This is a genomic window from Roseibium denhamense (assembly GCF_009711415.1).
Classification (GTDB): Bacteria; Pseudomonadota; Alphaproteobacteria; order Rhizobiales; family Stappiaceae; genus Roseibium; species Roseibium denhamense.
On record NZ_SMLZ01000115.1, the window covers coordinates 225,253 to 248,593 of the forward strand.

The window sequence follows — 23,341 nt, forward strand, 5'->3', positions numbered from 1 at the left end:
GACCCGGGACTGCGTAACCCCGATTGCCCGAGGAGCTTTCATGGCGGAAGCCGTTGCAGATGCTGATCTGAAACAAACGCCTCTTTTCGATCTTCATGTCGAGCTCGGTGCCCGAATGGTGCCGTTTGCCGGCTATTCGATGCCCGTCCAGTACAAGGCCGGGATCATGGCCGAGCACCTACAGACCCGCTCCAAAGCCGGTCTGTTCGACGTCTCGCACATGGGACAGGCGTTTCTGGTCGGTCCCGATCATGAAACGACGGCCCGCGCGCTCGAAGCGCTGACCCCTTCGAACTTCGTTGAGTTGAAGCCTGGAAAGCAGCGCTACACGGTGCTTTTGAACGACCAGGGCGGTGTGATCGACGATCTTATGGTGACCCGGTCCATCTCCGAAGACGATGACGGCCGCCTCATGCTGGTGGTGAATGCCGCCCGCAAGGAAATTGACTACGCCCATTTCCGCAGCCGTCTGCCTGATAATGTGAAGCTTGAGGCCGTGGACGACCGGGCCCTGATTGCCGTGCAAGGCCCGGAAGCCGTTGCGGCTGTAGCCGCGCATGCGCCAAAGGCCGCAGAACTTGGCTTCATGGAGGCCGCGTCCATGGAATTCGACGGTATCGACTGCCATATCGCCCGGGCCGGTTATACGGGCGAGGACGGTGTCGAGATGTCGGTCCCGGCAGGCGCTGCCGAGGCGATTGCCCGCGCCCTTCTTGCGGACGACCGGGTCGAGGCTATCGGGCTTGGCGCGCGCGACAGCCTGCGCCTGGAAGCCGGGCTTTGCCTCTACGGGCACGACATTGACGAAACAACGTCGCCGGTGGAAGGCGCGATTACCTTCTGCATGCAAAAACGCCGCCGCGAAGAAGGCGGATTTCCCGGGGATGGCCGCATCTTGGCGGAGCTGAAGGACGGTGCGGGGCGCGTGCGCGTAGGCCTGCGCCTTGAGGGCAAGGCCCCGGCCCGCGAAGGCGCGGAAATTGCGCTTCCCGAAGACGGCCCGGTCATCGGCACCGTGACCTCTGGCGGCTTTGCGCCAACAGTCGGCGCGCCGATTGCCATGGGCTATGTCCCTGCCGGCAAGGCCGCACCCGGCACCGCGCTCGACCTGATTGTCCGGGGCCGCCGCCTGCCGGCCACCGTGACTGCAATGCCTTTCGTTCCGAACCGTTATTTCCGCAAATCCGGATCCTGATTAGACCTGCAAGAATGGACGCAAACAAATGACGACCTATTATTCCAAAGACCATGAATGGATTGACGTCGAAGGTGACATCGCCACCGTCGGCATCACGTCCTATGCGCAAGAGCAGCTGGGCGATGTCGTGTACGTGGAGCTGCCCGAAACCGGCAAGAGCCTGTCGCAGGGTGATGAAGCGGCTGTGGTGGAATCGGTGAAAGCTGCCAGTGAAGTTTATGCGCCGATTGATGGCGAGGTTGTCGAGGCCAATGAGGTTCTGGCCGAAGAACCGGCCAAGGTGAATGAAGATCCGGAAGGCGCTGCCTGGTTCTTGAAGATGAAGGTTGGCAATGAAGGCCAGCTGGCGGACCTGATGGACGAGGCGGCCTACAAGGCTTACGTGGAGACGCTTTAAATCATGGCGGGGCACCATTATTCGGCATGGGTGGAGTGGGCGTGCGACGGCGACTATGCCGCCAATCAGTATTCCCGCGGACACATCTGGCGGTTTGACGGCGGGCTTGAAATCCCAGCCAGCGCCTCGCCGACGGTCGTGCCCCTGCCGCACTCCATTGAGGCAGCTGTCGATCCCGAAGAAGCGTTCGTTGCCGCCATTTCCTCCTGCCACATGTTGTGGTTCCTGGATCTGGCCCGGCGCGCGAACTTCAACATTGCCAGCTACCGCGATCATGCCTACGGCGAAATGAACCGTGTGGCGCGGGGCAAGATGGCCATCACCAAGGTCGTTCTGAGGCCGGAGGTTTCCCTGATTGCCAGCGAGCAGCCGGACCCGACCTGGTTCACCGACCTGCACGAAAAGGCCCACGACATGTGCTTCATCGCCAACTCGGTCAATTCTGAGATCGTGATTGAGCCGGAGCCGTTGAAGCTGATCGCGCCGTGACCGGTTGAAAATCAGATAGCGTCATCCCGGACTTGATCCGGGGCCTACTTGCGGCAAAGGCGACGCATAGACGTGATGCCAGAAGAGAAGCGGAACCGGAACGATGAACGGGATCCGCTCTGGAAACGAGTGGTTCCCGGATCTCCGCTCCGCTGCGTCCGGGATGACAATAAGTGAGTAATCTCAGCCGCTTGCCGTAAGGCAGCTCTGATGAATTTGGAACCAAAAAGGAAGCCGCACCCATGCGCTACTTGCCTTTGAATGATACCGACCGGAGCGACATGCTCGCGCGGATCGGCGTGAACTCCATCGATGACCTTTTCGCCGACATTCCGGAAGCGGTGCGCCAGAAGGATCTGCTCGATCTGCCCAAACGCGCCAGCGAGATGACCGTTGAGCGCAGGCTCTCGGCCATGGCGGCGAAGAACACATCGGCCGGGTCCGTACCGTTTTTCGTCGGCGCAGGCGCCTACAAGCACCACGTTCCGGCAACCGTCGATCACCTGATCCAGCGCTCGGAGTTTCTGACCTCCTACACACCGTATCAGCCGGAAATCACGCAGGGCACGCTGCAATACCTGTTCGAGTTCCAGACCCAGGTCGCGCAGCTGACGGCAATGGATGTGGCCAATGCGTCCATGTATGACGGCTCGACCGGCACCGGCGAAGCGGTTCTGATGGCACACCGGGTGACCAAGAAGAACAAGGCGGTTCTGTCCGGCGGCCTGCATCCGCAGTACCGGGAAGTGGTCGAAGGCCTGTCCAACATGGCGGGCGATCAGGTGGTTTCCCTGCCGGCCGACCCGGCGGGCACCGAAGACATTCTCTCCCAGATCGATGACGATACCTCCTGCGTGGTGGTGCAGTCGCCGTCTTTCTACGGCCAGCTGATCGACCTGAAGCCGATTGCCGAAAAAGCCCATCAGCACAAGGCGCTTTTGATTGCCGTCTTTACCGAAGTGGTGTCCCTTGGCCTGATCGAGCCTCCCGGAACCCAGGGCGCCGATATCGTCGTTGGCGAAGGCCAGTCCATCGGCAACGGCCTGAATTACGGCGGGCCTTATGTGGGTCTGTTCGCAACCCGTCAGAAATATGTCCGTCAGATGCCCGGACGCCTGTGCGGGGAAACGGTGGATGCGGAAGGCAAGCGCGGCTTTGTGCTGACGCTCTCGACCCGCGAGCAGCATATCCGCCGCGACAAGGCAACGTCCAACATCTGCACCAACTCCGGCCTGTGCTGTCTTGCGTTCACGATCCACATGTCGCTGCTCGGCGAAGCCGGGCTAACGAAACTGGCCCGCATCAACCATGGCAACGCGGTCAAGCTGAAAAAGCTTCTGAGCGGTGTGCCAGGCGTTGAAGTGCTGAACAGCGCTTATTTTAACGAGTTCACGCTTCGCCTGCCTAAGGCGGCCAATGGCGTTGTTGAAGCGCTCGCCGCAAAAGGCATTCTGGCCGGTCTGCCGGTTGCGCGCCTTGAGCCGGGCAACAAAGATCTTGAAAACCTGCTTGTCGTGGCAAGCACGGAAGTGAACACCGATGACGACCGCGCTGCTTTCGCAGCTGCGCTGAAGGAGGTGCTGGCATGAGCATGAACACCCAGGGCCGTCCGACTTCGGCCGGCGATACAACAGAGACTTTCCGCCCCAAGACCTTCACCGGCAACCGCGCGCTCGACATGGAAGAGCCGCTGATTTTCGAATTCGGCAGCGTTGAAACCTGCGGTGTCGATCTGGATGAGGCCGACACGCCTGAGTTTGAGCTTGGCGGGCATGAACGTCAGGCGGAAATCGGCTTGCCCGGCCTCGCCGAACCGGAAGCCATGCGCCATTATGTGCGCATGTCACGCAACAATTATGCAATTGATTCAGGGCTTTATCCGCTGGGTTCCTGCACCATGAAGCATAACCCGCGGCTGAATGAGAAAATGGCGCGCCTGCCGGGCTTTGCCGACATTCACCCGCTGCAACCGGCCTCCACCGTGCCGGGCGCGCTGGAGCTGATCGACGAGCTGGCCCATTGGCTGATGGTGTCCACCGGAATGGAAGCCGTTGCCATGAGCCCGAAAGCCGGTGCCCATGGCGAGCTTTGCGGCATGATGGCGATCAAGGCAGCGCACACGGCGGCAAACCGGTCACCGGAAATCGTTCTAGTGCCTGAAAGCGCCCACGGCACCAATCCGGCAACGGCAGCGCTGCTCGGTTACAAGGTGGTTTCCATCGATGCCAAGGACGATGGCACGGTTGATCTGGACAAGCTGAAAGAGACCATTGCCAAGCATGACGGCAACATTGCCGGGATCATGCTGACCAACCCGAACACCTGCGGGCTGTTCGAACGCGACATCCGCACCATCGCGGATCTGATCCACGCAGCCGGTGGTTTCTTCTACTGCGATGGCGCAAATTTCAACGCCATTGTCGGCAAGGCCCGTCCGGGGGATCTCGGCGTGGATGCCATGCACATCAACCTCCACAAGACCTTCTCCACGCCCCATGGCGGCGGGGGGCCGGGTTCCGGTCCGGTGGTGCTGTCGGACAAGCTGGCCGCGTTCGCGCCTCTGCCGTTCATCCGCAAGACGGATAGCGGACTGGAGCTGGTCGAGACCAATGAAGCGACGACAGACGGCGAGCAGCCCTTCGGCCGCATGACGGCGTTCCAGGGCCAGATGGGCATGTATGTGCGCGCGCTCTCCTACATGATGAGCCACGGCTCGGACGGACTGCGGCAGGCCTCGGAAGATGCGGTTCTCAATGCCAACTACATCCGCGTTGGCCTTCAGGATCTTATGAGCCTTCCTTACGGCGTGCGCCCCTGCATGCACGAGGTCCTGTTTGACGACAGCTTCCTGAAGGACACCGGCGTCACCACGCTCGATTTCGCCAAAGCGATGATCGACGAGGGCTATCACCCGATGACCATGTACTTCCCGCTGGTGGTGCATGGCGCGATGCTGATCGAACCGACGGAATCGGAAAGCCGGGCGTCGCTCGACCTCTTCATCGCGACCATGCGCGATCTGGTGATGAGCGCAAAGCGCGGCGAGACGGAGCGCTTCTCAGGAGCTCCGTATTTGGCACCGCGCCGCCGTCTTGACGAGACGTCTGCTGCCCGCAAGCCGGTCCTGAAATGGACCGCGCCGGAGCCGGTGGAAATCTCGCCAAGCGAAGCCGCCGAATAAGCTGAAGGCTTCAACACGAAAAAATCCCCGGCCCTGTGCCGGGGATTTTTTTTTGTTCAAGTGGTTGCGGCTAATGAGTTGGTTAGCAGCTCCTGCAGGACCGGATGCGGGAAACTGCGTTCCACGGTGACGGCGTAAAACGTCTCGAAGATCTGAAGGTCGAATGGGGCAGAGTGCAGCCGTCCGGAGGCAATTTCGTCTGCCAGAACAACGGAGGGCGCAATGGCAACGCCGATGCCGGACCGTGCCAGGAGACGGACCATCGCCATATCGTCCACATCCGCGATGATGTGGGGCCGCACACCAAGACGCGAAACGAGACTGTCGAACCCGGTGCGGATCGAGCTTTCGGTGGGCACGATCAGCGGTTCACTGGCAATCAGCTCGGCGAGCGTGTCATAGGCAAGCCGGTTTTCGGCGCCATGGAGCCCGACCGTTTGTTCGGCGAGCCGGTGGGCTGTAAAATCCCCGGCAACTTCGCTGCCTGGCGGATCGGTGGTCAAGACGACATCAAGGGCAAGAGACTTCAGGGCGGTCAAAAGTACAGCCGCGCTGCCGGATTTCAGGATCAGGTCAAGCCCGTCGGTCTCCAGAACCGGCTTCAGGAACCGCAGCTGGAAGTTCCGTGACAGCGTTGACTGGGCCCCGACCCTGAGGGGCGGTGCCGATTGATGGGAGCGTTTGAGGGTCGCGACCAGGTCTTCACCGGTGCCGAAGATGCGGTCGGCATAATCCAGCACGATCCGGCCAACTTCCGTCAAATGGAGCTGGCGCCCGGAGCGTTCGAACAGCGCATGGCCGAGGCGCGTTTCCAACTGCTTGATCTGGGTTGGAGAGCGCCGATTGGGACAGGTTCACCTTTTCCGCCGTGCGGGTCAGATTGCCCTCCCGGGCGACTTCCCGGAAATAGCGCAAATGATGGTAGTTTAGATTGTCCATCGGACGACTTCCCGCCTGATCAATGGGAAATTGGTTCTATAAAATAGAACAAAAGAACATAATAGTTATATTTTTTAAAATTCGAGAAGTCGGGCATACCCCCGCAGAGAAAAAACAGACGCAAATATCTGTGGGGTAAGATGGACGTTATTGCCGATATCGCCGCGACGCTGATCGCGCAGTTTCAAAAGCCGACGCTTGCGTTCCTGATGGGGGGAATGTTGCTGGCCGCGCTGGGCAGCAAGCTGGAAGTTCCAGCGCCGATCTACAAGTTCATTGTTCTTTTGCTGCTTTTGAAAGTGGGGCTGGGCGCGGGCATTTCCGTACGATCGGCCGATGCCGTCTCGCTGGCCATTCCGGCCCTGTGCGCGGTGGCTGTTGGCGTGTTGATCGTGGTTTTCGGCGGCAAGATCCTGTCCATGTGGCAGGGCATTTCCCGCTCCGACGCCATGGCAACTGCCGGCCTTTTCGGGGCGGTCTCCGCATCGACCCTGGCGGCCGGTATGGCGATGCTGGATGCCGAGGGCATCTATTATGAAGGCTTTATCGGGGCGCTTTACCCGTTCATGGATGTGGCCGCGCTCGTCACCGCCATTTTCCTGGCGCGCATGAGTGAAGCGCGGGCAGATGCCGTCAACATCCAGGGCGGTACGGCAACCCTGTCTTCCGGGGACGGGTTTTCTGGCGGCGGCTTTTCCGGCGGCAGCGGGTTTGATTTCGGCATGGCCAAGGGGATCATCACCGACACCATGAAAAGCCCGGCCATTTCGGCCCTTCTTCTCGGCATTGGTATTGGCCTTCTGGCCCGGCCCGAGGCGATCTACGAGAGCTTTTACGAGCCGCTGTTCCGCGGGCTCTTGTCGATCCTGATGCTGATCATGGGCATGGAAGCCTGGTCGCGCCTGTCGGAACTGAAGAAGGTGGCCCATGCCTATCTGATCTACGCTCTGGCGGCCCCAATCCTGCACGGCCTGCTAGGCTTCGGCTTTGGCATGATCGCCCATCATCTGACCGGGTTTTCCGCAGGCGGGGTGGTTCTCCTGGCCCTGATGGCGGCCTCCAGCTCGGATATCTCGGGGCCCCCCACCATGCGGGCGGCGCTGCCGGAGGCCAACCCGTCGGCCTATATCGGCGCATCGACGGGCCTTGGAACGCCCGTTGCGATCCTGAGCATCCCGATGTTCATCGCGCTCGCGGACTGGCTGATTGGGTTTTGATCCCGCAGCTCAAAGGACCTGCACACATGAAAAACGCGCGCCCGCAAAGGCGCGCGTTTTTTGATTTGTTGGGGCGGGCCGGGTACCGCGTGGACATTGCCGACCCGACCCTTCTCACCGCGGCACCCCAAAGATGGCCAGCAATCAAGTCAGATCTCCAGTCAGATCTCCAGTCAGAGGGGGCGGTCTTCAGTTAGGCCGATAAACCTTGCGTTGTCTTTGTCATGTGGCAAGCTTACGCTACGTCCGTGGGCTTGAGTGACGGAGTGAACATGTTTCGATCATGCATTTTAGGCACTGTGTGTGCAGCCTTTTTGGGAACACCTCTTTTGGCGGCGGACCGGGCCGCCATCGTGTTTGACGGATCCGGCTCCATGTGGGGGCAAATTGACGGGCGCACCAAGATCGAGATCGCCCGCGACGCGATGTCCGAGGTGCTGACCACGCTACCGGATGATCTGGAGCTAGGGCTTCTGGCTTACGGGCACCGTGAAAAGGGCAAATGCAGCGATATCGAGTTGATTGTTCCGCCCGGTCCCGGCACGGCCGGGGACATTTTGTCTGCTGCGACGAAGATCAATCCGAAGGGCAAGACACCCTTGTCGGCCGCTGTGCGCCAGGCAGCCGATACGCTCAAATTCACCGAGGACAAGGCAACCGTCGTGCTGGTCACGGACGGGATTGAAACCTGTAATGCAGATCCTTGCGCACTCGGACAGGAGCTCGCCGCGCTGGGCGTCAACTTCACGGCCCATGTGATCGGCTTCGGGTTAAGTGACGAAGAGGGCCGCCAGGTCGCCTGCCTCGCGGAAAACACCGGCGGGCTTTACATCCAGGCAAGCAACGCTTCGGAACTGAGCAGCGCTCTGACAGCAACGGTTGAGACGACCGCCAGCCTGGCGCCCGATACCCCCACAGAAGCCCCCGCGCCTTTGCCGGAAGCCTCGCTCGATGCGCCTGCCGAGGCGCCTATCGGAGCACAGATCGACATCAGCTGGGAAGGGCCGGGCGAGCGCTATGACCTGATCCAGCTATTTGACCCGCAAGCGCTTGGCGGAGAAGGAAAACGGCTCAGATCAAAGTCTGTCCTGAGCGGAGATCCGGGCGATAACCAGGTGAGCATGGCGCTTGTGTCGGAGCCCGGTGACTACGAGCTGCGCTACTACAGCGGGACGGCGCGGGACGTTCTGACCTCCGTGCCCATAACGGTCACGCCCGCCGATGTTGCGCTATTTGCACCGGACCAGATCGCGATGGCGCGCCCGGTCACCGTGGAATGGGTCGGGCCCGGCGGACGCTATGACACCGTCCAGCTGATTGAACCGGGCGGCACCAAACCGCTACACGAAAAGCGCCTGCAGAATGACGATTTTGACAACCGCAAGGCAACCTTGCCGACCCCCGCAAAAACCGGCAGCTATGAGCTGCGCTATTATGCCGGGGAAGACCGCACCGTTCTGGCAACACGGCCCCTGGAAATCATCGACGCTCCGATCTCGCTGACTGCGGCAGAAGCGGCTGAGGCCGGGCGTCCGATCACGATTGACTGGACAGGTCCCGGAGCGCGCTATGACACGGTTCAGCTTGTGGATCCGGGCTCGGGCGAAGTTCTTCATGAAAAACGGCTGCGCAACGACGACTTTGAAAACCAAAGGGCAACAGTGCCCGGCCCGGTCGATGCTGGGACTTATGAACTGCGGTACTACAACGGCGACAACCGGGCCGTTCTGGCCAGCGTGCCGATTGAGGTCACCGCACTTCAGGTCGGCCTGGACGCACCGTCTGAAATCGGTCAGGGCAAGCGGTTGACGGTTGTCTGGCAGGGACCTGGGGCCCGCTATGACAGCGTCCAGATATTCGATCCGGCAGCGCGCGGCGGCCAGGGCCGGGTCATTCATGAAAAACGCCTGCAAAATGATGACTTCGACAACAACACGGCGTCCATGGCAACGCCGGTGAAGCCAGGGACCTATGAACTGCGGTACTACAATGGCGACAACCGTCAGGTCCTGATGACGCAGCCCTTGACCATCATTCCAATCGACATCGGCTTCGATGCGCCCGGCAATGTCGAAAGGCAGACGCGGTTTCAAATCACATGGACCGGTCCCGGAGCCCGTTATGACAGCGTGCAGCTGTTTGACCCGCAAGCCCGTGGCGGTGAGGGACGTGTCGTCTTTGAGCGGCGGCTGTCGGGGGGCGATCTTGATGCACAGACCCTCGAAGTGGTTGCGCCGAACGATCCGGGAAGCTTTGAACTACGCTATTACAACGGCGAGAACCGGGCGGTCCTTCACAGCCAGCCGATTTCCGTTCAGTGACCAGCTGCGGATTTTTCAGCTTGACAATAGTCAGGGGCTCGCGCATCTAGAATGTCATGACCAAGACAACCGCATCCTTCGTGTATTTTTATTACGTCACCGACATACCGGCGGCTGCGTAGGATCTTGCTCTGACAAATCAAACCTAAAAAGCCGCCGCGTCAGGCGGCTTTTTGGTTTCTAGACAACCGGCTTCCTGGCGGGACAGCTCCCAAGCCCCGACGAAGACCCAGGAAGCCGACAATGACCAAACACATGATCGAAGCCGGAAAGCCGGCAACCAAACTCCGATCCGAAGCCGTGGAAGTGCTTTTGGAGCGTGGACTTATTCACCAGTGCACCGATATCGAGGCGCTGGATGCCCGTCTTGCCGAAGGTCCTCTCACGGCCTATGCCGGATTTGATGCAACGGCGGCGAGCCTCCATGTGGGCCACCTGATGCCGCTCATGACAATGCGCTGGCTGCAGAAACTCGGTCACCGCCCGATCGTCGTTTTGGGCGGGGGCACCAGCCAGATCGGCGATCCGAGTTTCCGTAAAGATGCGCGTCCGCTCCTGGAAGAGCGCCAGATCGCCGCGAATATTGCCACCATCCGCCGCTCAGTGGAGCGCCTGGTGGATATGGAAGGCGCGGACGGGGCGCTGCTGGTCGACAACGCGGAGTGGCTGACCGAGTTCAAGTTCCTGGAGTTCCTGCGCGACTACGGGTCCCAGTTCACGGTCAACCGGATGATGACGTTCGACAGCGTGAAGTCCCGCCTTGATGCCCAGATGCCGCTGACCGTGCTCGAATTCTGCTACATGATGCTGCAAGCGGTCGATTTTCTGGAGCTGGCGAAACGCCATGACTGCGCGCTTCAGGTCGGCGGCTCGGACCAATGGGGCAATATCGTCAATGGTGTCGAGCTTGGCCGCCGGGACGGGCGCAAGCTGCACGGGCTCACGGTGCCGCTCCTGACAACGGCCAGCGGGTCCAAGATGGGCAAGACGGCGGCCGGTGCGGTCTGGCTGCATCCCGAACACCTGTCGCCTTTCGGATTCTGGCAATTCTGGCGGAACACGGCGGATGCCGATGTCGCAAGGTTCCTGCGGCTTTTCACAGAACTTCCGATCCGCGAAGTCGAGCGGCTTGCCGCGCTCAAAGGGGCAGAGCTGAACGAAGCCAAGAAGATCCTCGCTACCCAAGTCACCACCATCGTTCATGGGCCGGAGGATGCGCGGATGGCGCTGGAGCAGGGCGATGCCCTGTTTTCCGGGGAGGGGGAGCTCAGCGAGCCGACCCACCAGATGCCGCTCAAGGCGCTGGCGGACGGGCTTGGCCTTCTCGAGGTGGTCGTTCACACGGGCTTCGCAGCCTCCAATGGCGAAGCGCGGCGTCTTGTTGAAGGCGGCGGCGTGCGGATTAACAACCAGATCGTGGACGATCCGCGCCGCCGGATCGCAACGGGTGACCTGGCAGCCAACGACCGGCTGGCCCTGGCGGTCGGCAAACGGCGCAAGGCCTTGATTGGCTTTGTCTGACGAATGCGGCCCCGGATCGGATCCGGGGCCACGGCTCGTGCAGGAGATGGGAGCAAATGCGCGGACCTTGCGAGCCAGACTAGGATTTGCTGGCAGCCGCCCGGAAGCCCGCGACCGGCAGCCCGCCTATACCCCAGTTTTCGAGCGCAACCTCCTCAATCACCACAAAGGTCGTTGATGGCGACTTTCCAAGGACATCCACCAGAAGGTCCGTGGTGCCCTTGATCAGCGCGGCTTTCTGATCGCTCGTAACACCCTCGCGGGTGACCTGAATATTCACGTAAGGCATGGCTTACGCAGCTCCTTCGCTTCTCGGGATGATCTGAAAGACTTTCGACATGATTTGCCAGCGGCCGCCATCGCGCACGAAGGTCAGAAAATCGACGAAGTCGGATTGGCCGATCGAGCAGCGGACCCGGGCAAAGCCGGTATTGGCGCCTGCAAGCTGGATGCCGTCTATAACGTCGCGCCTCGGCTCTCCGCGCGAAGCCGGTGATTGGCGGGCGGCCACCACCGGCACATATTCGGCCATGGTCCGGTGGAGGAGGGGTGTTTCGTCGGCGGTGGCATAGACCGCTTTTTTATGAAACACCTTTTGAAGCAGCTCCGTGTCGCAATGATAAAGCGCATCGAAATAGTCCGATATCACCGCCTGGATCTCGGCAAGGGCCTGAGTCATGCTGCCAATCCCTCGGTTTCAAGGGCCATCTGCACGGATCTGCGGGCCCGTATCCGGTCCACATAGGCTTGCGTGTGCGGCCAGTCCGCCAAGGAAACGCCAATAAACGTTGTCCAGTTCAAAATGACGAAGGCGTAGGCATCCGCCACGGAAAACCGGTTGCCGAGAAGATATTCGTTTTCCTGGCTCAGGAGGCGCTCAAACTGCGTGAGTTTGCTCCGGAGTTTTGCCGCGTTTTCGGCCTGCCGGTCTTGTGAAAACGTTGCGCCTGAAAAATAGGGGCTGAACGCCTTGTGCAATTCGGACGACAGGAAACTCAGGATTTCCAGAAGCCGGTAGTGACTGTCTCCTTCACTGTCATTTGCAGCAAGCGCCGGGAACCGGCCGGCGAGAAAAGCCAGGATCGCGGTGTTTTCCGTCAGAACCGACCCGTCCGCCTGCTCAAGAGCGGGCACATATCCCCGCGGATTGATCAAGGAAAAGTCGGCGCCGCTTTCCGTTAACCCTTGTGCGGTGTCGACTTTTTCCAAGGCATAATCCGCGCCCGCCTCATTTAAAAGAATGTGAGCTGCCATCGAGCAAGCGCCTGATTTATAATAGAGTTTCATGTTTCGTCTCTCGTGTTGCTGGTGATGGCAAGAACGTGGTACATAAGGTTTCTTGTGGCAAGTTAGTTTCCATTAGAAACCGGAATAACGGGTTACCCGCAGGAAACCCGATAACTTTCAAATGATGATCAGGCGGTGTCTATGTCCTTGAAAATGCGGAAGAACAGAAGCCCCAAGCCGCCCGAGCCGTGCTTGCTGACGGAGTGCATGCAGGTGATCGCCGGGGCCTGGGCACCCAATGTCATCTGGTGCCTGCGGGCCGGACCGCGCCGGTTCAACGAACTCAAGGCCGATATTCCGCCGGTCTCCGCCAAGATCCTGTCGGCGCGGCTTTCAGAATTGGAGCGACGCGGGGTCCTCACGCGGACGGCTAAACCGACTTCGCCGCCTTCGGTGGAATACGAACTTACGGATTTGGGGTGCGAACTGATCCCGGCGCTGGAAGCCATTGTCGAAGTCGGGCACAAGCTGAAGGCCCTGCGTGGCGATCATTCAGATCAGCGGGCGACAAATCAGACCCGATTTACCGCTCAAAGCGGATCGATTGTGGAGTGATAGAGCATCTTTGGGCGGTTGGAGCGAAACGCACGATGCTTTCGCTTGCGAGGCCGCGGAACAGTCATTTCCCGTTTGGCCGTTGGTGCAGGCCGGGTCCCATTGGGGGCGAGGCTCCTGACATTTGAAAAACTTATCCCCGCTGTTTCGAGCTGGTGTATCGTTTGTCCCGTTCCTGCCGGCACGGGGCCGACAACGGACCGTCCGTTCGTGGGTGGCAGGGGCAGAAGATCAGGATTTTGTCCAAGAATAACGGACTTGGGCGGATCCGGTGGGTTTCAGCCGGTATTGGCCCCGCCAGCGGGTTCCAGGCGCTGCGGGAAAGAGCCGGAAGAAGGCGATGCCGTCTTGAGAGGTTGCCCTCTTTAGATCCGGTAGTCCCCGGAAAGAGACCCTTTGGGAAAGATCTTCAGGCAGGCAGACCGCCTTGCTTCTCCCACACTCCTTTTCTCACCACCCGGCAAGTCCGGTGTGCCTGCCATCCCGTTGCTCGGCAACGGTCTGATCGCCAGAACGCCGGAGGGGTCCCTCGCGGCGCTGCTTGTGCTGTCGAAAGACATGTTTCTACACGCGTACCGGTGATCCGCAGCACAGGGGGCGGCGGCGGGGTTCCCTTACATCTCCTGACGAGGTTGCCGGGCTCAAGTCCACTTGCCCGGGAGTTGTTGTGTTTTGCAATGTAATAACATTACATATGCCGTTTCGACCCACACTGGAGATATACATGTCATTGCTAGAAGCGCAGCCAGATGATGGCTTTGCGGCCCGGGAAACCGAAAGGACAGGCCTCAAGCCGCGCCCGAAACGGGAGGATGTGGAAGCGGCCGTCCGCTTGATGATCGAGTGGGCGGGGGATGACCCGGACCGCGAAGGGCTGGTCGACACACCTGCCCGTGTGGTGCGGGCTTATGAAGATTTCTTCGAAGGCTACAAGACAGACCCGGCCGAGATGCTGGCCCGCACGTTTGAAGAAGCAGATGGCTATGATGACATCGTGGCTCTCCGCAATCTGCGGTTTGAATCCCACTGCGAGCACCATATCGTGCCGATTATCGGCAAGGTTCACATAGCCTATCTTCCTGCCGGACGGGTGGTCGGGATCAGCAAGCTGGCCCGGGTCGTGGAGGTGTTTGCAAAGCGTTTGCAGATCCAGGAAACGCTGACGGCTCAGATTGCGGAAACGATCGACACCGTTTTGAAGCCGCGCGGGGTCGCCGTTGTCATGGAGGCCGCGCATATGTGCATGACGACGCGCGGGGTCAAAAAACCAGGTGTTTCCATGATGACGCGGCGCATGCTCGGAGAGTTTGCAACGGACCGTGATTTGCGGCGCGAGTTTCTCGCCTCCCTTAACGCGCCGCAGGAACGTTTCGGTTAGCATCAAGCACTTCGCGGCTGTTCTTTACCGTCTGTTTACCATAATCGTGCTCGTCTTGACGTTAAGGAATGACAGTGCGTCTGCCGCAAATGTGATGCGGCTGCGCGGTGGGTTTATGGTTGGATAGGATCTGGAAGATCTGTCCCGCCTTCCGCGCAGCTGCTCCGACGGACCAAGGACACGACGATGGCATTGAAGTTGAGCCGCCGCTGGCTGATTGCGGCCTCTCCGTTTTTGCTCGCGGCTTGCCAGAGCAAGACCCAGCAGTCGGTTGTCGAGGCCGGCCTCGTGCCGCTTGCCGATGGCACGCCGGATTATGCGCTGGCCTATGCGCCGGTCCGAGATGGCGGCTTTTCTCTGCCGGCCATCGATTATCTGAGCGTCGATCCGAAGTTTCTGCGGCAGCAGGTCTGGTATCCGACCAATCAGGAACCGGGGACAATCGTCGTCGATCCGGCGAACAAGTTTCTCTATTTCATCCAGCCCGGCAGCCGCGCGATCCGCTACGGCATTGGGGTCGGCCGCGCCGGATTTGCCTGGAACGGGGAGGCGGTCATCCGCTTCAAACGGATTTGGCCAAAATGGTTCCCGCCGGATGAGATGATCGAACGCGATCCGAGTCTTGAAAAATATCGTGATGGCCAAGAGGGCGGGCCATCCAATCCCATTGGCGCGCGCGGCCTTTATCTGTGGCAGGGCAATGTGGATACGCTTTACCGGATCCACGGCACCAACCAGCCCCAGAGCATTGGAACCAATGCCTCGTCCGGCTGTATCCGCATGTGGCACCAGGACATTATCGATCTTTACGAGCGCGTTCAGATCGGCGCCAAGGTTGTCGTTTTGGGATAACCAGTCTCAGTCCTTGGTAAATTCAACCAGGTCCCAGAGGTTTCCATAAAGGTCCTTGAAGACGGCAACCGTGCCATAGTCTGCCGTCTTCGGATCTCGGGTAAACTCAACGCCCCGGTTCTTGTAAGCCTCAAAATCCCGCCAGAAATCATCCGTTTGCAAGAACAGGAATACCCGGTCGCCCGCCTGGTCTCCGATATAGGCCGCCTGATGGTCATTGGAGGCGCGGGCCAGAAGGACGGAGGCATCTCCGTCCCCTTGCGGTTTGACCACCACCCAGCGTTTGTCCTGTTCCGGCTGATAAGTGTCCTCAACCAGCTCAAAGCCGAGCTTCTCGGTGTAAAAGGCAATGGCTTCGTCATAGTCGCGAACCACAACGGCGACGTGGGCAAGGGACTGTTTCATGACAGGGTCCGGTCAGGTTGGGCTTACTTCGTGAGGCTGGTATCAGAGCAAATCGCATTTTTTTGGTGTCGTCTTTCACTCTCTAAAATCAATGATTTCAACGCAAAAGACGACACATGATGAATACGAATGAATGCGATACGCGCTAGTTCTGCCGGTGGTAAATGTCTTTGACCGCACTGGAATCCTGATTGGCGTCAATCCATCGCTCGATGTTTTGGCGCAGCAGCGCGTCCGCAGTGCCGTCGGCCAGATATTCCAGGTATTTCCGGCTGACCTGAGGCAAGAGATGCCGGCAATTGGACCCAAGTGTGAAGGCGCTATGCACATAACCCTCCATAATGTTCTTGTCCAACGGCACAATCTCAAGTTTGCCAGCCATCGACCGGCTTAAGGCGCCAAACTGAGCAAGCCCTACATAGCGCCCGTGTATGATGTAATCGACCCTCCCCAGCACAAGCCGGTTCACGTTGTCGGAAAGTGTGAAATCGTCCGAAAGAGCCAGTATCTGCAAGACAAAGCTGTCGAGCGGTTCGCCGTAGCGGTCACCGGCATTCTTGCTGCCGCGTTTGGCCGAAAGATCGCTCCAGGTCTCAAATGGGAAAGTCCGGTTTTCCAGCGTGAAGATGGCGAAGGGATTTTCGAAGGCCGGTGTTGTTGTAAATTCAAGATAGGTTTCGCGTTCCGATGTCCGCTTTAGTGACATCACGAAATCTATCTCGTTATATTCAGCACTTTTTAGAACGCGTTTCCATGGACCTGCGAAGACTGCTGTAAACTGAACTCCGAGTTCCTCAAATATCATCTCATTTAGGTCGACACTGGCCCCAACGATCTTGTCCCCTTCCTGCCAGTGATAGGGAGGGTAATCCGGATGCGCGGATGCAATTACCTTAGAACACGTGTTCTGGCTAACTGCTTTCGCCACAGAACTTAGAAAGACAATCGCTACCACAACCGTTAGTAATCGCATCGCCAGCTCCAGAAGGCGTTTCCCAGGTAGATTCAATGCCGAATGACAAAAAGACTTTATCCGACGCTGTTGCGCAATTGTCAAAATCTGCGATCAATTAGTGAAAGATGAAATAGTGTTTTCAAAAGTATAAAGTGAAAACCTAAGGTAGGCAAAAGCATTATTAATCGCATTGCTATTGTTGCGGTGCGAAATTGAAACTGTTCAAGTTTAATTATTTAAAGTCATTCCGGCCGGAGGAGGGTGTGAATACGTTGGATTGCAACATACATAATCAGGCTTGCGGTCCAGAATTTGGATGTTCGGACAAAGCGCATTGGTCGGATTTGTTTAAACATCATCCGGCGAGTGCCTGTGCGATCAACTTCCTTGCAAACACGGATTGACGCGCGCGCTCCTCGGCCCAAGCGCCTTCCAGTTCGGCTTTTGTCAGGCCCTTGTCCTTCATTGCCCGGAAGAAACGTACGCGCTGGAGTGTCTTCTTGGATTCAAATTCACCTGCATTTTGCCGCCGTTCATATTCGCCCTGCCAGTAAGCGGCAAAATCTTCGAAGGACGGGCAGATACCCTCATGCCATTTCGCCTTGATCCAGTCCATGCCGTAGGTGGTATAGGCAAAATGACTACCAATCAAACCGCGCAATATCATCCGATGGGCCTGGTTGTTGGTAAAGACCCCCGGTACGATTTGCGTTTTGGCATCATAGTTTGACGCGGATTTTCGGAGCGCCTTTTCCGCCTCAGACATTTTGGCCGTAGCACCTGCCTTTAGGTCACCTCTCACGGCAGCGAGAAGCGCAGTCACCATCTCCTGTTTCGAGCCGAGCGGCGGAAAGCCAGCTTCGGCCAGCAGTTCTTTCAGTTCAGGTACCTTGAGAAAGTAGATGGCCTTTTCAAGCGTTTCCAAATCGTGGTTTTGCATTCCTGTCTTCTCGTCAGGTTTCGCGGGGCAAGCTTCGCCGGTAACTGTGCCTTACACATGGCGCAGTGTGTTCAATCGGGTAGAGGCGGGCCTCGCCGGATCTTTGACTAAGCGGGGCCGTGCGGCCAAAAAAATGCCCGCCTCCTTTTCTGGGAGACGGGCGAAGGTTGATTGATCTCGCGGGGTCGCGAAGGTCACGTCTTCTTGGCTTTAGGCCGTTGGGGCAGCTGATTGGACAAGCTGCTCCAAGGTGTTTCAGGCTTGAAGCCTGGATCTTATTTCCTTGCGCAAGTCGTCAATCGGCGCCTTCCTGGCACCGTCTTCGATATGCCAGAAGGTCCAGCCGTTGCAGGCCTCCTGTCCCTGGACAAGAGCGCCGACCTTGTGGATCGAGCCGGTGTGGGCGCCCGATTTCAAGGAACCGTCCGCGCGGACAACTGCCAGGTGCTTGCCATTGGCGGAGGTCAGTTTCGCGCCCGGTGTCAGGAGGCCGGCCTCCAGCAGCGTGCCGAACGGAATGCGTTTTTGCGCCCGTTTGCCCTGATGCATTTCCAGAGCTTCGGCATCGCCTGAAACGATGGCCTCTATGCGCGCTTCTGCAGCCTCGATATAGGCTTGTTCCCGTTCAACTCCGACGAAGTTCCGGCCGAGTTTCTTGGCAACCGCGCCCGTCGTACCGGTCCCGAAGAAAGGATCGAGCACGATGTCGCCCGGCTTTGAGGAGGCGGTCAGCACGCGGTAGAGAAGGCTTTCCGGCTTTTGGGTCGGATGGACCTTTTGGCCCTTGCCGTCCTTCAGCCGCTCGGCGCCGGTGCACAGGGGCAGGTGCCAGTCGGAGCGCATTTGAAGGTCTTCGTTGAAGACTTTCAAAGCGTCGTAATTGAAGGTCGGTTTGGCGTCCTTGGATTTGACCGCCCAGATCATGGTTTCATGGGCGTTGGTAAACCGTTTGCCGCGGAAATTCGGCATCGGGTTGGACTTCAGCCAGACGATATCGTTCATGATCCAGAAGCCGAGATCCTGAAGGATCGCGCCGACGCGGAAGATGTTGTGATAAGACCCGATGACATAGAGCGACCCGTCCGGTTTCATGACCCGGCGGACAGCCAGTAGCCAGGCGCGCGTGAACGCGTCATAGGCCTCGAAGCTTTCGAACTGGTCCCAGTGATCGTCACAGGCATCGACCTTGGATTGGTCGGGCCGGTGGAGATCGCCCCCAAGTTGAAGATTGTAGGGCGGATCCGCGAAAACCAAGTCGACCGATCTCGACGGCAGCTTCTCAAGGGCGGACACGCAGTCGCCCTTCAGGATCTTATTTAGCCAGGGCGCCGGGGCTTCCTGGAAAGGGGAGTCAAGGGGTGCCGCAAAGGACACCCCAGTACGCAGTACACTCATTGCGACGCAATACCTCACGCAATTTCGAGTGTCATGGTTACCTCGTTTGGTAAATCAGTTATTAAGCGGCTGGAAGAAAAATATCCTTTGAATCAATGGTTTGTTTACAATCGTAAAAGTTAAATGAGAAGTTAACGGGCTGTCCCGGCCGAAAACGCCAGAATTCTGCTGATTTCTGTCAATGGACGACCGGAAGTTGTCTTCCATTCGTTAAACGCGGCTTGGATCGCGTTCAGATTTTTTTTCGACAAGGAGGCGGTTTCAATCACCTGTTCACGCAGAAGTGCGTTAACCACGTCAACGGTCAGGATGAAACTCTCCTTGCCCATGAAGCGGAGAGCGATTTGTCCCGTCGTACCACCAAGCCGGCTGCCGCGCTTCTTCATAAGCTCCATCAGCCCCACCTGGTCCTCCACCGGATAGCGGGCAAAGAAGCGGGCTGCGCTCCCGTGCTCTGCCGCGAGCTCTTTCAGGAAAACGGCATTTGCCTGGACCGATTTGATCTTCTGGCCGTTGCGCACGATCCGTGTGTCGCTGAGAAGGTCTTCAAAGGCTTCATCGGGCAAAAACGCCAGCCGGGCCACGTCAAAGCCTTCAAAAGCGGTTTCAAACCCCGGCCATTTCTGTTCAATCACCTTCCAGGAAAAGCCTGCCTGAAAGATGCACTTTGTGAACATGGCTAGCCAGCGGTCATCGCCAAGCAGCTCAAGCTCTTCGATTGGCTTGGGTGGATTGTGTTCGGCCAGAAGCGCGGTGAGCTGATCCGCGCCGCCCTTGTTTTCAGCTGCCAGCGCCTCGATCGTGCCAAAGTCATTCATGATTAAATGTCCTCCCCGCATAAGCTGGCGGTTAGCGGGTCTCAAAAGTCCTCGAGCGCTCAAACCGCCGCAGCACCAGGGACAAGGTTACCGTCATCATGAGGTAGATCAGCGAGACGACATTATATGTCTCCAGATACTGGAACGAGCCGGCGGCATAGACCTTTCCCAATTGGGTGATGTCGGTAACACCCAGTACGGATACAAGGGAGCTGTCCTTGATCATGGCGACAAAGTCATTGCCGAGCGGCGGCAGAATGGTCTTCAGCGCCTGGGGGAAGATGATCAGCCGGAACCTCAGCCAGCGGGACAGGCCAAGGGCCTTGGCGGCTTCAATCTGGCCCTTGTCGACGGCCTGGATCCCGGCGCGGAACACCTCGGCGATGAAGGCGGAATAACCGATCATAAGGGCAGTAATCGCCCGCCACAAAAGCGGGAAATCGCGGGTGCGCAGGGCGTCAAACCCCAGAGGCTCCAGAACGGCGTTCAGCCCCATGATGATCAGGGGTGTTGCCACAAACGCGATGTAGAGCAACAGCACGATAATCGGCAGACCACGGACGATTTCAATGTAGAAGCGCGCAAGCTGCCGCAGGACAATCGAGTTCGACAAGGAGGCAAGGGCAAGAAGAAGGCCGAGGACGGAGGCCAGAAAGAAGGCCACAAGGGTAACAAAAACGGTGATCCAGATCCCCCTGGACACGGTTGCCATCACCTTGGAATAAACATCGTTGGTCGCGATCAGTCCAAGCAAGACAATCGCGATCCCGCAAGCGGCCACAAGCCAGTAAGGAAAGTCTTCCCCTGGTGCTTGGGCCGTGGGCTTTTTGGAGAACATTTCAGCCCCTGTGATTGGCGTTTTGAGGACGGGAACTCAAGAGAGACACGTGGGTCTTGAGTTTCGCGTATGCAAATTAGCTCTAAACTTTGCCGGACCACCTTCTGCTGGCAGCAAAATCACTGGGCTGCGTTGTATTCGTAAAACCACTTTGTGTTCAGGGCGTCCAATGTGCCGTCGGCGCGCATGCTTGCAATGGCCGCATTGAAGGGCTCAACCAGGTCTGAGCCTTTGGGAAAGATAAAGCCGAAGTCTTCCGAACCCATGGGATCGCCAATCAGTTTGAACGTGTCCGGGTTCGCATTCACATAGCCCTTGCCGCCGGTGCTGTCGGTCAGCACAAGGTCAACGTCCCCGGCGCGCAGGGCCTGGGCCGCCGTTGCGAAGGTTTCGAACAACTTGATGCGCGGATTGGCTTCATCGCCATCCAGAACGTCATAGACGGTGACATAAAACGGCGTCGTTCCGGGCTGCGCACCGGCAAGAAAATCAGGATTGGCGGCAAAGCTCTCCGGATCTGAGAACCGGTCTTCATCGGCACGCACCAGCATGTACATTTCCGAGCGCATATAGGGCGCTGAGAAATCCACCTGTTCCGCCCGTTCCGGTTTGATGGTGATCCCGTTCATGGCCAGGTCATATTCCCCGGCCGCGACAGCCGGGATCATGGCATCCCAGCTCAGGTTCTCATAGACAACGGCCGCATTCAGCCTCTTGGCGATCTCGGCGACCGCATCATACTCCCAGCCCGCCGCATCGCCTGTCGCCGGATCAATGAATTGCAGCGGCGGATAGGTGTTTTCAGAAGCGATCACGATTTCCCGCCCCGCCAGATCCGGCAAGTCAGTGGCGCCAGCCGGGACGGTCATTGCAAAAATCGAGAGGAGCGCGGCAAAGGCGGCGGGGCGTGTGCGTGTCATTGTCAGTTTCTCCAAGTCAAACCTGTGCGCCACACTATCGGGTTCGCGGTGACGGGAAAAGGCACCGGGCACTGGTGAAAGGTACGGTTGCGCAAAACTTTTCCGGCGGCGAAAAATAATTCAAATTCCGCTGCTAGATCTATTGACGTTGCCGGATCTTGGCCGGAGGGTGGGAGCCATAAAAACAAAAAGGAGACACATATGCCGAATTCTAATCTGGTCCAACTCAACTCTTCCGGCCGCCAGACGCGGCTTGCACCTGCTTTCCCGATGGAAGTCTTTTCCGATGCCAAGCTGGCCGTTGCCCGCCTGATTGAGATCTTCGAGGCCAATACGGCCTTCCTGAGGACCAATTTCCAGGCGCTCCTGGACGGCAAGGAATTTGATTACCGGGTCCGGGCCTACTACCCCCAAGTCCAGATTGTAACCGACAGTCATATTCGTCTCGACAGCCGTCTGTCTTATGGGTTTGTCTCCGGTCCCGGCCGGCATGCCTCAACAATTACCCGGCCCGACTTGTTTCAGCATTACCTGGAAAACCAACTGTCGCTTCTCATGAAGAACCATGATGTGCCCATCGTGGTCGGCGACAGTGATATGCCGATCCCTCTGCATTTTGCCTTCTACGACGGCACGCATGTGGAGGGCGGGGCGGCGGCTGCCAAACTGGACCGGCCGCTGGCGGATGTCTTCGACCTGCCGGACCTGACGGTGATGGACGATTCCATCGCCAACGGCACCTATGATCCGGCGGACGGCATCATGCCGCTGGCCTCCTTTACCGCGCCTAGAGTGGATTACTCGCTGCACCGCCTGCAGCACTATACCGCAACCGCTGCCGAGCACTTCCAGAACTACGTGCTCTTTACGAACTACCAGTTCTATATCGACGAATTCTGCCGCATGTCGAAAGCGTTTCTGGACGATCCGGACAGCGGTTACTCCGCCTTTGTCGGACCGGGTAACCTTCTGACCAAGGCTGGGGACAATGATCCCTGCAGCGGGTCAGAGCCTGCAAAACCTCCACAAATGCCCGCCTATCACCTGAAGCGCCCGGACGGGAACGGCATCACCATGGTGAATATCGGCGTTGGACCGTCCAATGCGAAAACCATCACCGACCATGTCGCGGTTCTGAGGCCGCATGCCTGGCTGATGGTTGGTCACTGCGCGGGCCTGCGCAACAGCCAGACCCTGGGCGACTATGTCCTGGCCCATGGATATGTGCGCGAGGACAACGTTCTCGACAAGGACTTGCCCACCTGGGTGCCGATCCCGCCTCTGGCGGAAGTGCAAGTGGCCCTGGAAGATGCCGTTGCCGAAATCACCGGCTATGACGGCTATGAGCTGAAAAGCGTCATGCGCACCGGAACAGTTGTCTCGCTGGACAACCGGAACTGGGAACTCTGGAACCAGCCGGAATTGGTCAAGCGCTTCTCCCAGTCCCGTGCAATCGCACTGGACATGGAGTCAGCCACCATCGCGGCCAACGGCTTCCGCTTCCGTGTGCCTTATGGAACGCTTTTGTGCATTTCCGACAAGCCGCTGCATGGTGAGCTGAAACTTCCAGGCATGGCGACGGATTTTTACAAGCGGCAGGTTGCGCAGCATCTTGAAATCGGCATAAGAGCCATGGAAAAGATGAGGGCGATGCCGGCCGACCGCCTGCATTCCCGCAAACTCCGCAGCTTCGCCGAAACGGCGTTTCAATAGATCCAGCGTTGATTTGAGCGCC

The 23,341-nt window shown here is 58.5% G+C and carries 24 protein-coding genes; 12 read left to right on the forward strand and 12 right to left on the reverse strand.

From position 1 onward, the window contains the following. Positions 1-40 precede the first annotated feature (40 nt). The 5 genes from gcvT to gcvPB all read left to right on the forward strand — a co-directional run bounded on the left by gcvT (position 41) and on the right by gcvPB (position 5,265). The gene (gene gcvT / locus E1180_RS19735) at positions 41-1,195 is read left to right on the forward strand and encodes a glycine cleavage system aminomethyltransferase GcvT (protein ID WP_155193988.1); all 1,155 of its coding nucleotides are present in this window, start codon (positions 41-43) and stop codon (positions 1,193-1,195) included. Positions 1,196-1,223: 28 nt separating this feature from the next. Continuing rightward, the gene (gene gcvH, locus E1180_RS19740) at positions 1,224-1,595 is read left to right on the forward strand and encodes a glycine cleavage system protein GcvH (protein ID WP_155193991.1); all 372 of its coding nucleotides are present in this window, start codon (positions 1,224-1,226) and stop codon (positions 1,593-1,595) included. Between the two features lie 3 nt (positions 1,596-1,598). Continuing rightward, the gene (locus E1180_RS19745; protein WP_155193993.1) at positions 1,599-2,084 is read left to right on the forward strand and encodes an OsmC family protein; all 486 of its coding nucleotides are present in this window, start codon (positions 1,599-1,601) and stop codon (positions 2,082-2,084) included. 242 nt (positions 2,085-2,326) lie between these two features. Continuing rightward, positions 2,327-3,673: an aminomethyl-transferring glycine dehydrogenase subunit GcvPA gene (gcvPA, locus tag E1180_RS19750; protein WP_155193995.1), complete on the forward strand. Its 1,347-nt coding sequence runs from the start codon at positions 2,327-2,329 to the stop codon at positions 3,671-3,673. Then, positions 3,670-5,265, forward strand: coding sequence for an aminomethyl-transferring glycine dehydrogenase subunit GcvPB (gene gcvPB, locus E1180_RS19755; protein WP_155193997.1), 1,596 nt, complete (start codon positions 3,670-3,672; stop codon positions 5,263-5,265). The genes gcvPA and gcvPB overlap by 4 nt, the downstream gene beginning before the upstream one ends. Before the next feature lie 56 nt (positions 5,266-5,321). Here the strand turns inward: gcvPB and E1180_RS19760 are convergent, their stop codons facing one another. Both E1180_RS19760 and E1180_RS22785 read right to left on the reverse strand, forming a co-directional pair. Next, positions 5,322-6,080 carry a LysR family transcriptional regulator gene (locus tag E1180_RS19760; RefSeq protein ID WP_341873566.1) on the reverse strand — a complete coding sequence of 253 codons (759 nt, stop codon included), beginning with the start codon at positions 6,078-6,080 and terminating at the stop codon, positions 5,322-5,324. Beyond that, positions 5,968-6,204, reverse strand: a complete 237-nt coding sequence (locus E1180_RS22785; RefSeq protein WP_425280933.1) for a helix-turn-helix domain-containing protein — start codon at positions 6,202-6,204, stop codon at positions 5,968-5,970. The genes E1180_RS19760 and E1180_RS22785 overlap by 113 nt, the downstream gene beginning before the upstream one ends. Positions 6,205-6,344: 140 nt before the next feature. Between E1180_RS22785 and E1180_RS19765 the strand changes: the two genes are divergently transcribed. The 3 genes from E1180_RS19765 to tyrS all read left to right on the forward strand — a co-directional run bounded on the left by E1180_RS19765 (position 6,345) and on the right by tyrS (position 11,263). Then, positions 6,345-7,421, forward strand: a complete 1,077-nt coding sequence (locus E1180_RS19765) for a sodium-dependent bicarbonate transport family permease (RefSeq protein ID WP_155193999.1) — start codon at positions 6,345-6,347, stop codon at positions 7,419-7,421. Between the two features lie 272 nt (positions 7,422-7,693). Beyond that, positions 7,694-9,742, forward strand: a complete 2,049-nt coding sequence (locus E1180_RS19770) for a vWA domain-containing protein (RefSeq protein ID WP_155194001.1) — start codon at positions 7,694-7,696, stop codon at positions 9,740-9,742. A 243-nt stretch (positions 9,743-9,985) separates the two neighbouring features. Next, complete coding sequence (tyrS, locus tag E1180_RS19775) at positions 9,986-11,263, forward strand: tyrosine--tRNA ligase (protein ID WP_155194003.1); 1,278 nt, start codon at positions 9,986-9,988, stop codon at positions 11,261-11,263. A 79-nt stretch (positions 11,264-11,342) separates the two neighbouring features. On the opposite strand, the gene E1180_RS19780 is transcribed toward tyrS, so the two are convergent. From E1180_RS19780 to E1180_RS19790, 3 genes are read right to left on the reverse strand one after another with little or no spacing between them, the layout of a single operon-like run. Further along, on the reverse strand, positions 11,343-11,552 hold the full coding sequence (locus tag E1180_RS19780; RefSeq protein ID WP_155194005.1) for a tautomerase family protein: 210 nt from the start codon (positions 11,550-11,552) through the stop codon (positions 11,343-11,345). Between the two features lie 3 nt (positions 11,553-11,555). Beyond that, entirely contained in the window at positions 11,556-11,942 is a 387-nt protein-coding gene (locus E1180_RS19785; RefSeq protein ID WP_155194007.1) for a nuclear transport factor 2 family protein, read from the reverse strand. After that, a complete protein-coding gene (locus E1180_RS19790) occupies positions 11,939-12,550 on the reverse strand; it encodes a glutathione binding-like protein (RefSeq protein WP_155194010.1) in 612 nt (203 codons plus the stop codon). The genes E1180_RS19785 and E1180_RS19790 overlap by 4 nt, the downstream gene beginning before the upstream one ends. Before the next feature lie 207 nt (positions 12,551-12,757). Between E1180_RS19790 and E1180_RS19795 the strand changes: the two genes are divergently transcribed. The 3 genes from E1180_RS19795 to E1180_RS19805 all read left to right on the forward strand — a co-directional run bounded on the left by E1180_RS19795 (position 12,758) and on the right by E1180_RS19805 (position 15,335). Continuing rightward, positions 12,758-13,105, forward strand: coding sequence for a winged helix-turn-helix transcriptional regulator (locus tag E1180_RS19795; protein WP_244314123.1), 348 nt, complete (start codon positions 12,758-12,760; stop codon positions 13,103-13,105). A gap of 724 nt (positions 13,106-13,829) precedes the next feature. Then, positions 13,830-14,483, forward strand: a complete 654-nt coding sequence (folE, locus tag E1180_RS19800) for a GTP cyclohydrolase I FolE (RefSeq protein ID WP_155194014.1) — start codon at positions 13,830-13,832, stop codon at positions 14,481-14,483. A 186-nt stretch (positions 14,484-14,669) separates the two neighbouring features. Beyond that, positions 14,670-15,335, forward strand: coding sequence for a L,D-transpeptidase (locus tag E1180_RS19805; RefSeq protein WP_155194016.1), 666 nt, complete (start codon positions 14,670-14,672; stop codon positions 15,333-15,335). A 6-nt stretch (positions 15,336-15,341) separates the two neighbouring features. On the opposite strand, the gene E1180_RS19810 is transcribed toward E1180_RS19805, so the two are convergent. From E1180_RS19810 to E1180_RS19840, 7 genes are all read right to left on the reverse strand, one after another. Next, positions 15,342-15,740, reverse strand: coding sequence for a VOC family protein (locus E1180_RS19810; protein WP_155194017.1), 399 nt, complete (start codon positions 15,738-15,740; stop codon positions 15,342-15,344). Positions 15,741-15,885: 145 nt separating this feature from the next. Next, positions 15,886-16,713 (reverse strand): substrate-binding periplasmic protein, encoded by an 828-nt coding sequence (locus E1180_RS19815; RefSeq protein ID WP_155194019.1) that lies wholly within the window; start codon positions 16,711-16,713, stop codon positions 15,886-15,888. A gap of 337 nt (positions 16,714-17,050) precedes the next feature. Next, positions 17,051-17,635: an SAP domain-containing protein gene (locus E1180_RS19820; protein WP_155194021.1), complete on the reverse strand. Its 585-nt coding sequence runs from the start codon at positions 17,633-17,635 to the stop codon at positions 17,051-17,053. A gap of 255 nt (positions 17,636-17,890) precedes the next feature. Further along, entirely contained in the window at positions 17,891-19,030 is a 1,140-nt protein-coding gene (locus E1180_RS19825) for a site-specific DNA-methyltransferase (RefSeq protein WP_155194023.1), read from the reverse strand. A gap of 131 nt (positions 19,031-19,161) precedes the next feature. Beyond that, positions 19,162-19,848, reverse strand: coding sequence for a DNA-3-methyladenine glycosylase I (locus E1180_RS19830; protein WP_155194025.1), 687 nt, complete (start codon positions 19,846-19,848; stop codon positions 19,162-19,164). Positions 19,849-19,879: 31 nt separating this feature from the next. After that, entirely contained in the window at positions 19,880-20,686 is an 807-nt protein-coding gene (locus E1180_RS19835) for an amino acid ABC transporter permease (RefSeq protein WP_155194027.1), read from the reverse strand. Between the two features lie 119 nt (positions 20,687-20,805). After that, a complete protein-coding gene (locus tag E1180_RS19840) occupies positions 20,806-21,612 on the reverse strand; it encodes a transporter substrate-binding domain-containing protein (protein WP_425280939.1) in 807 nt (268 codons plus the stop codon). Positions 21,613-21,807: 195 nt separating this feature from the next. Between E1180_RS19840 and E1180_RS19845 the strand changes: the two genes are divergently transcribed. Then, positions 21,808-23,319, forward strand: coding sequence for an AMP nucleosidase (locus E1180_RS19845; protein ID WP_208997263.1), 1,512 nt, complete (start codon positions 21,808-21,810; stop codon positions 23,317-23,319). Positions 23,320-23,341: the final 22 nt, after the last annotated feature.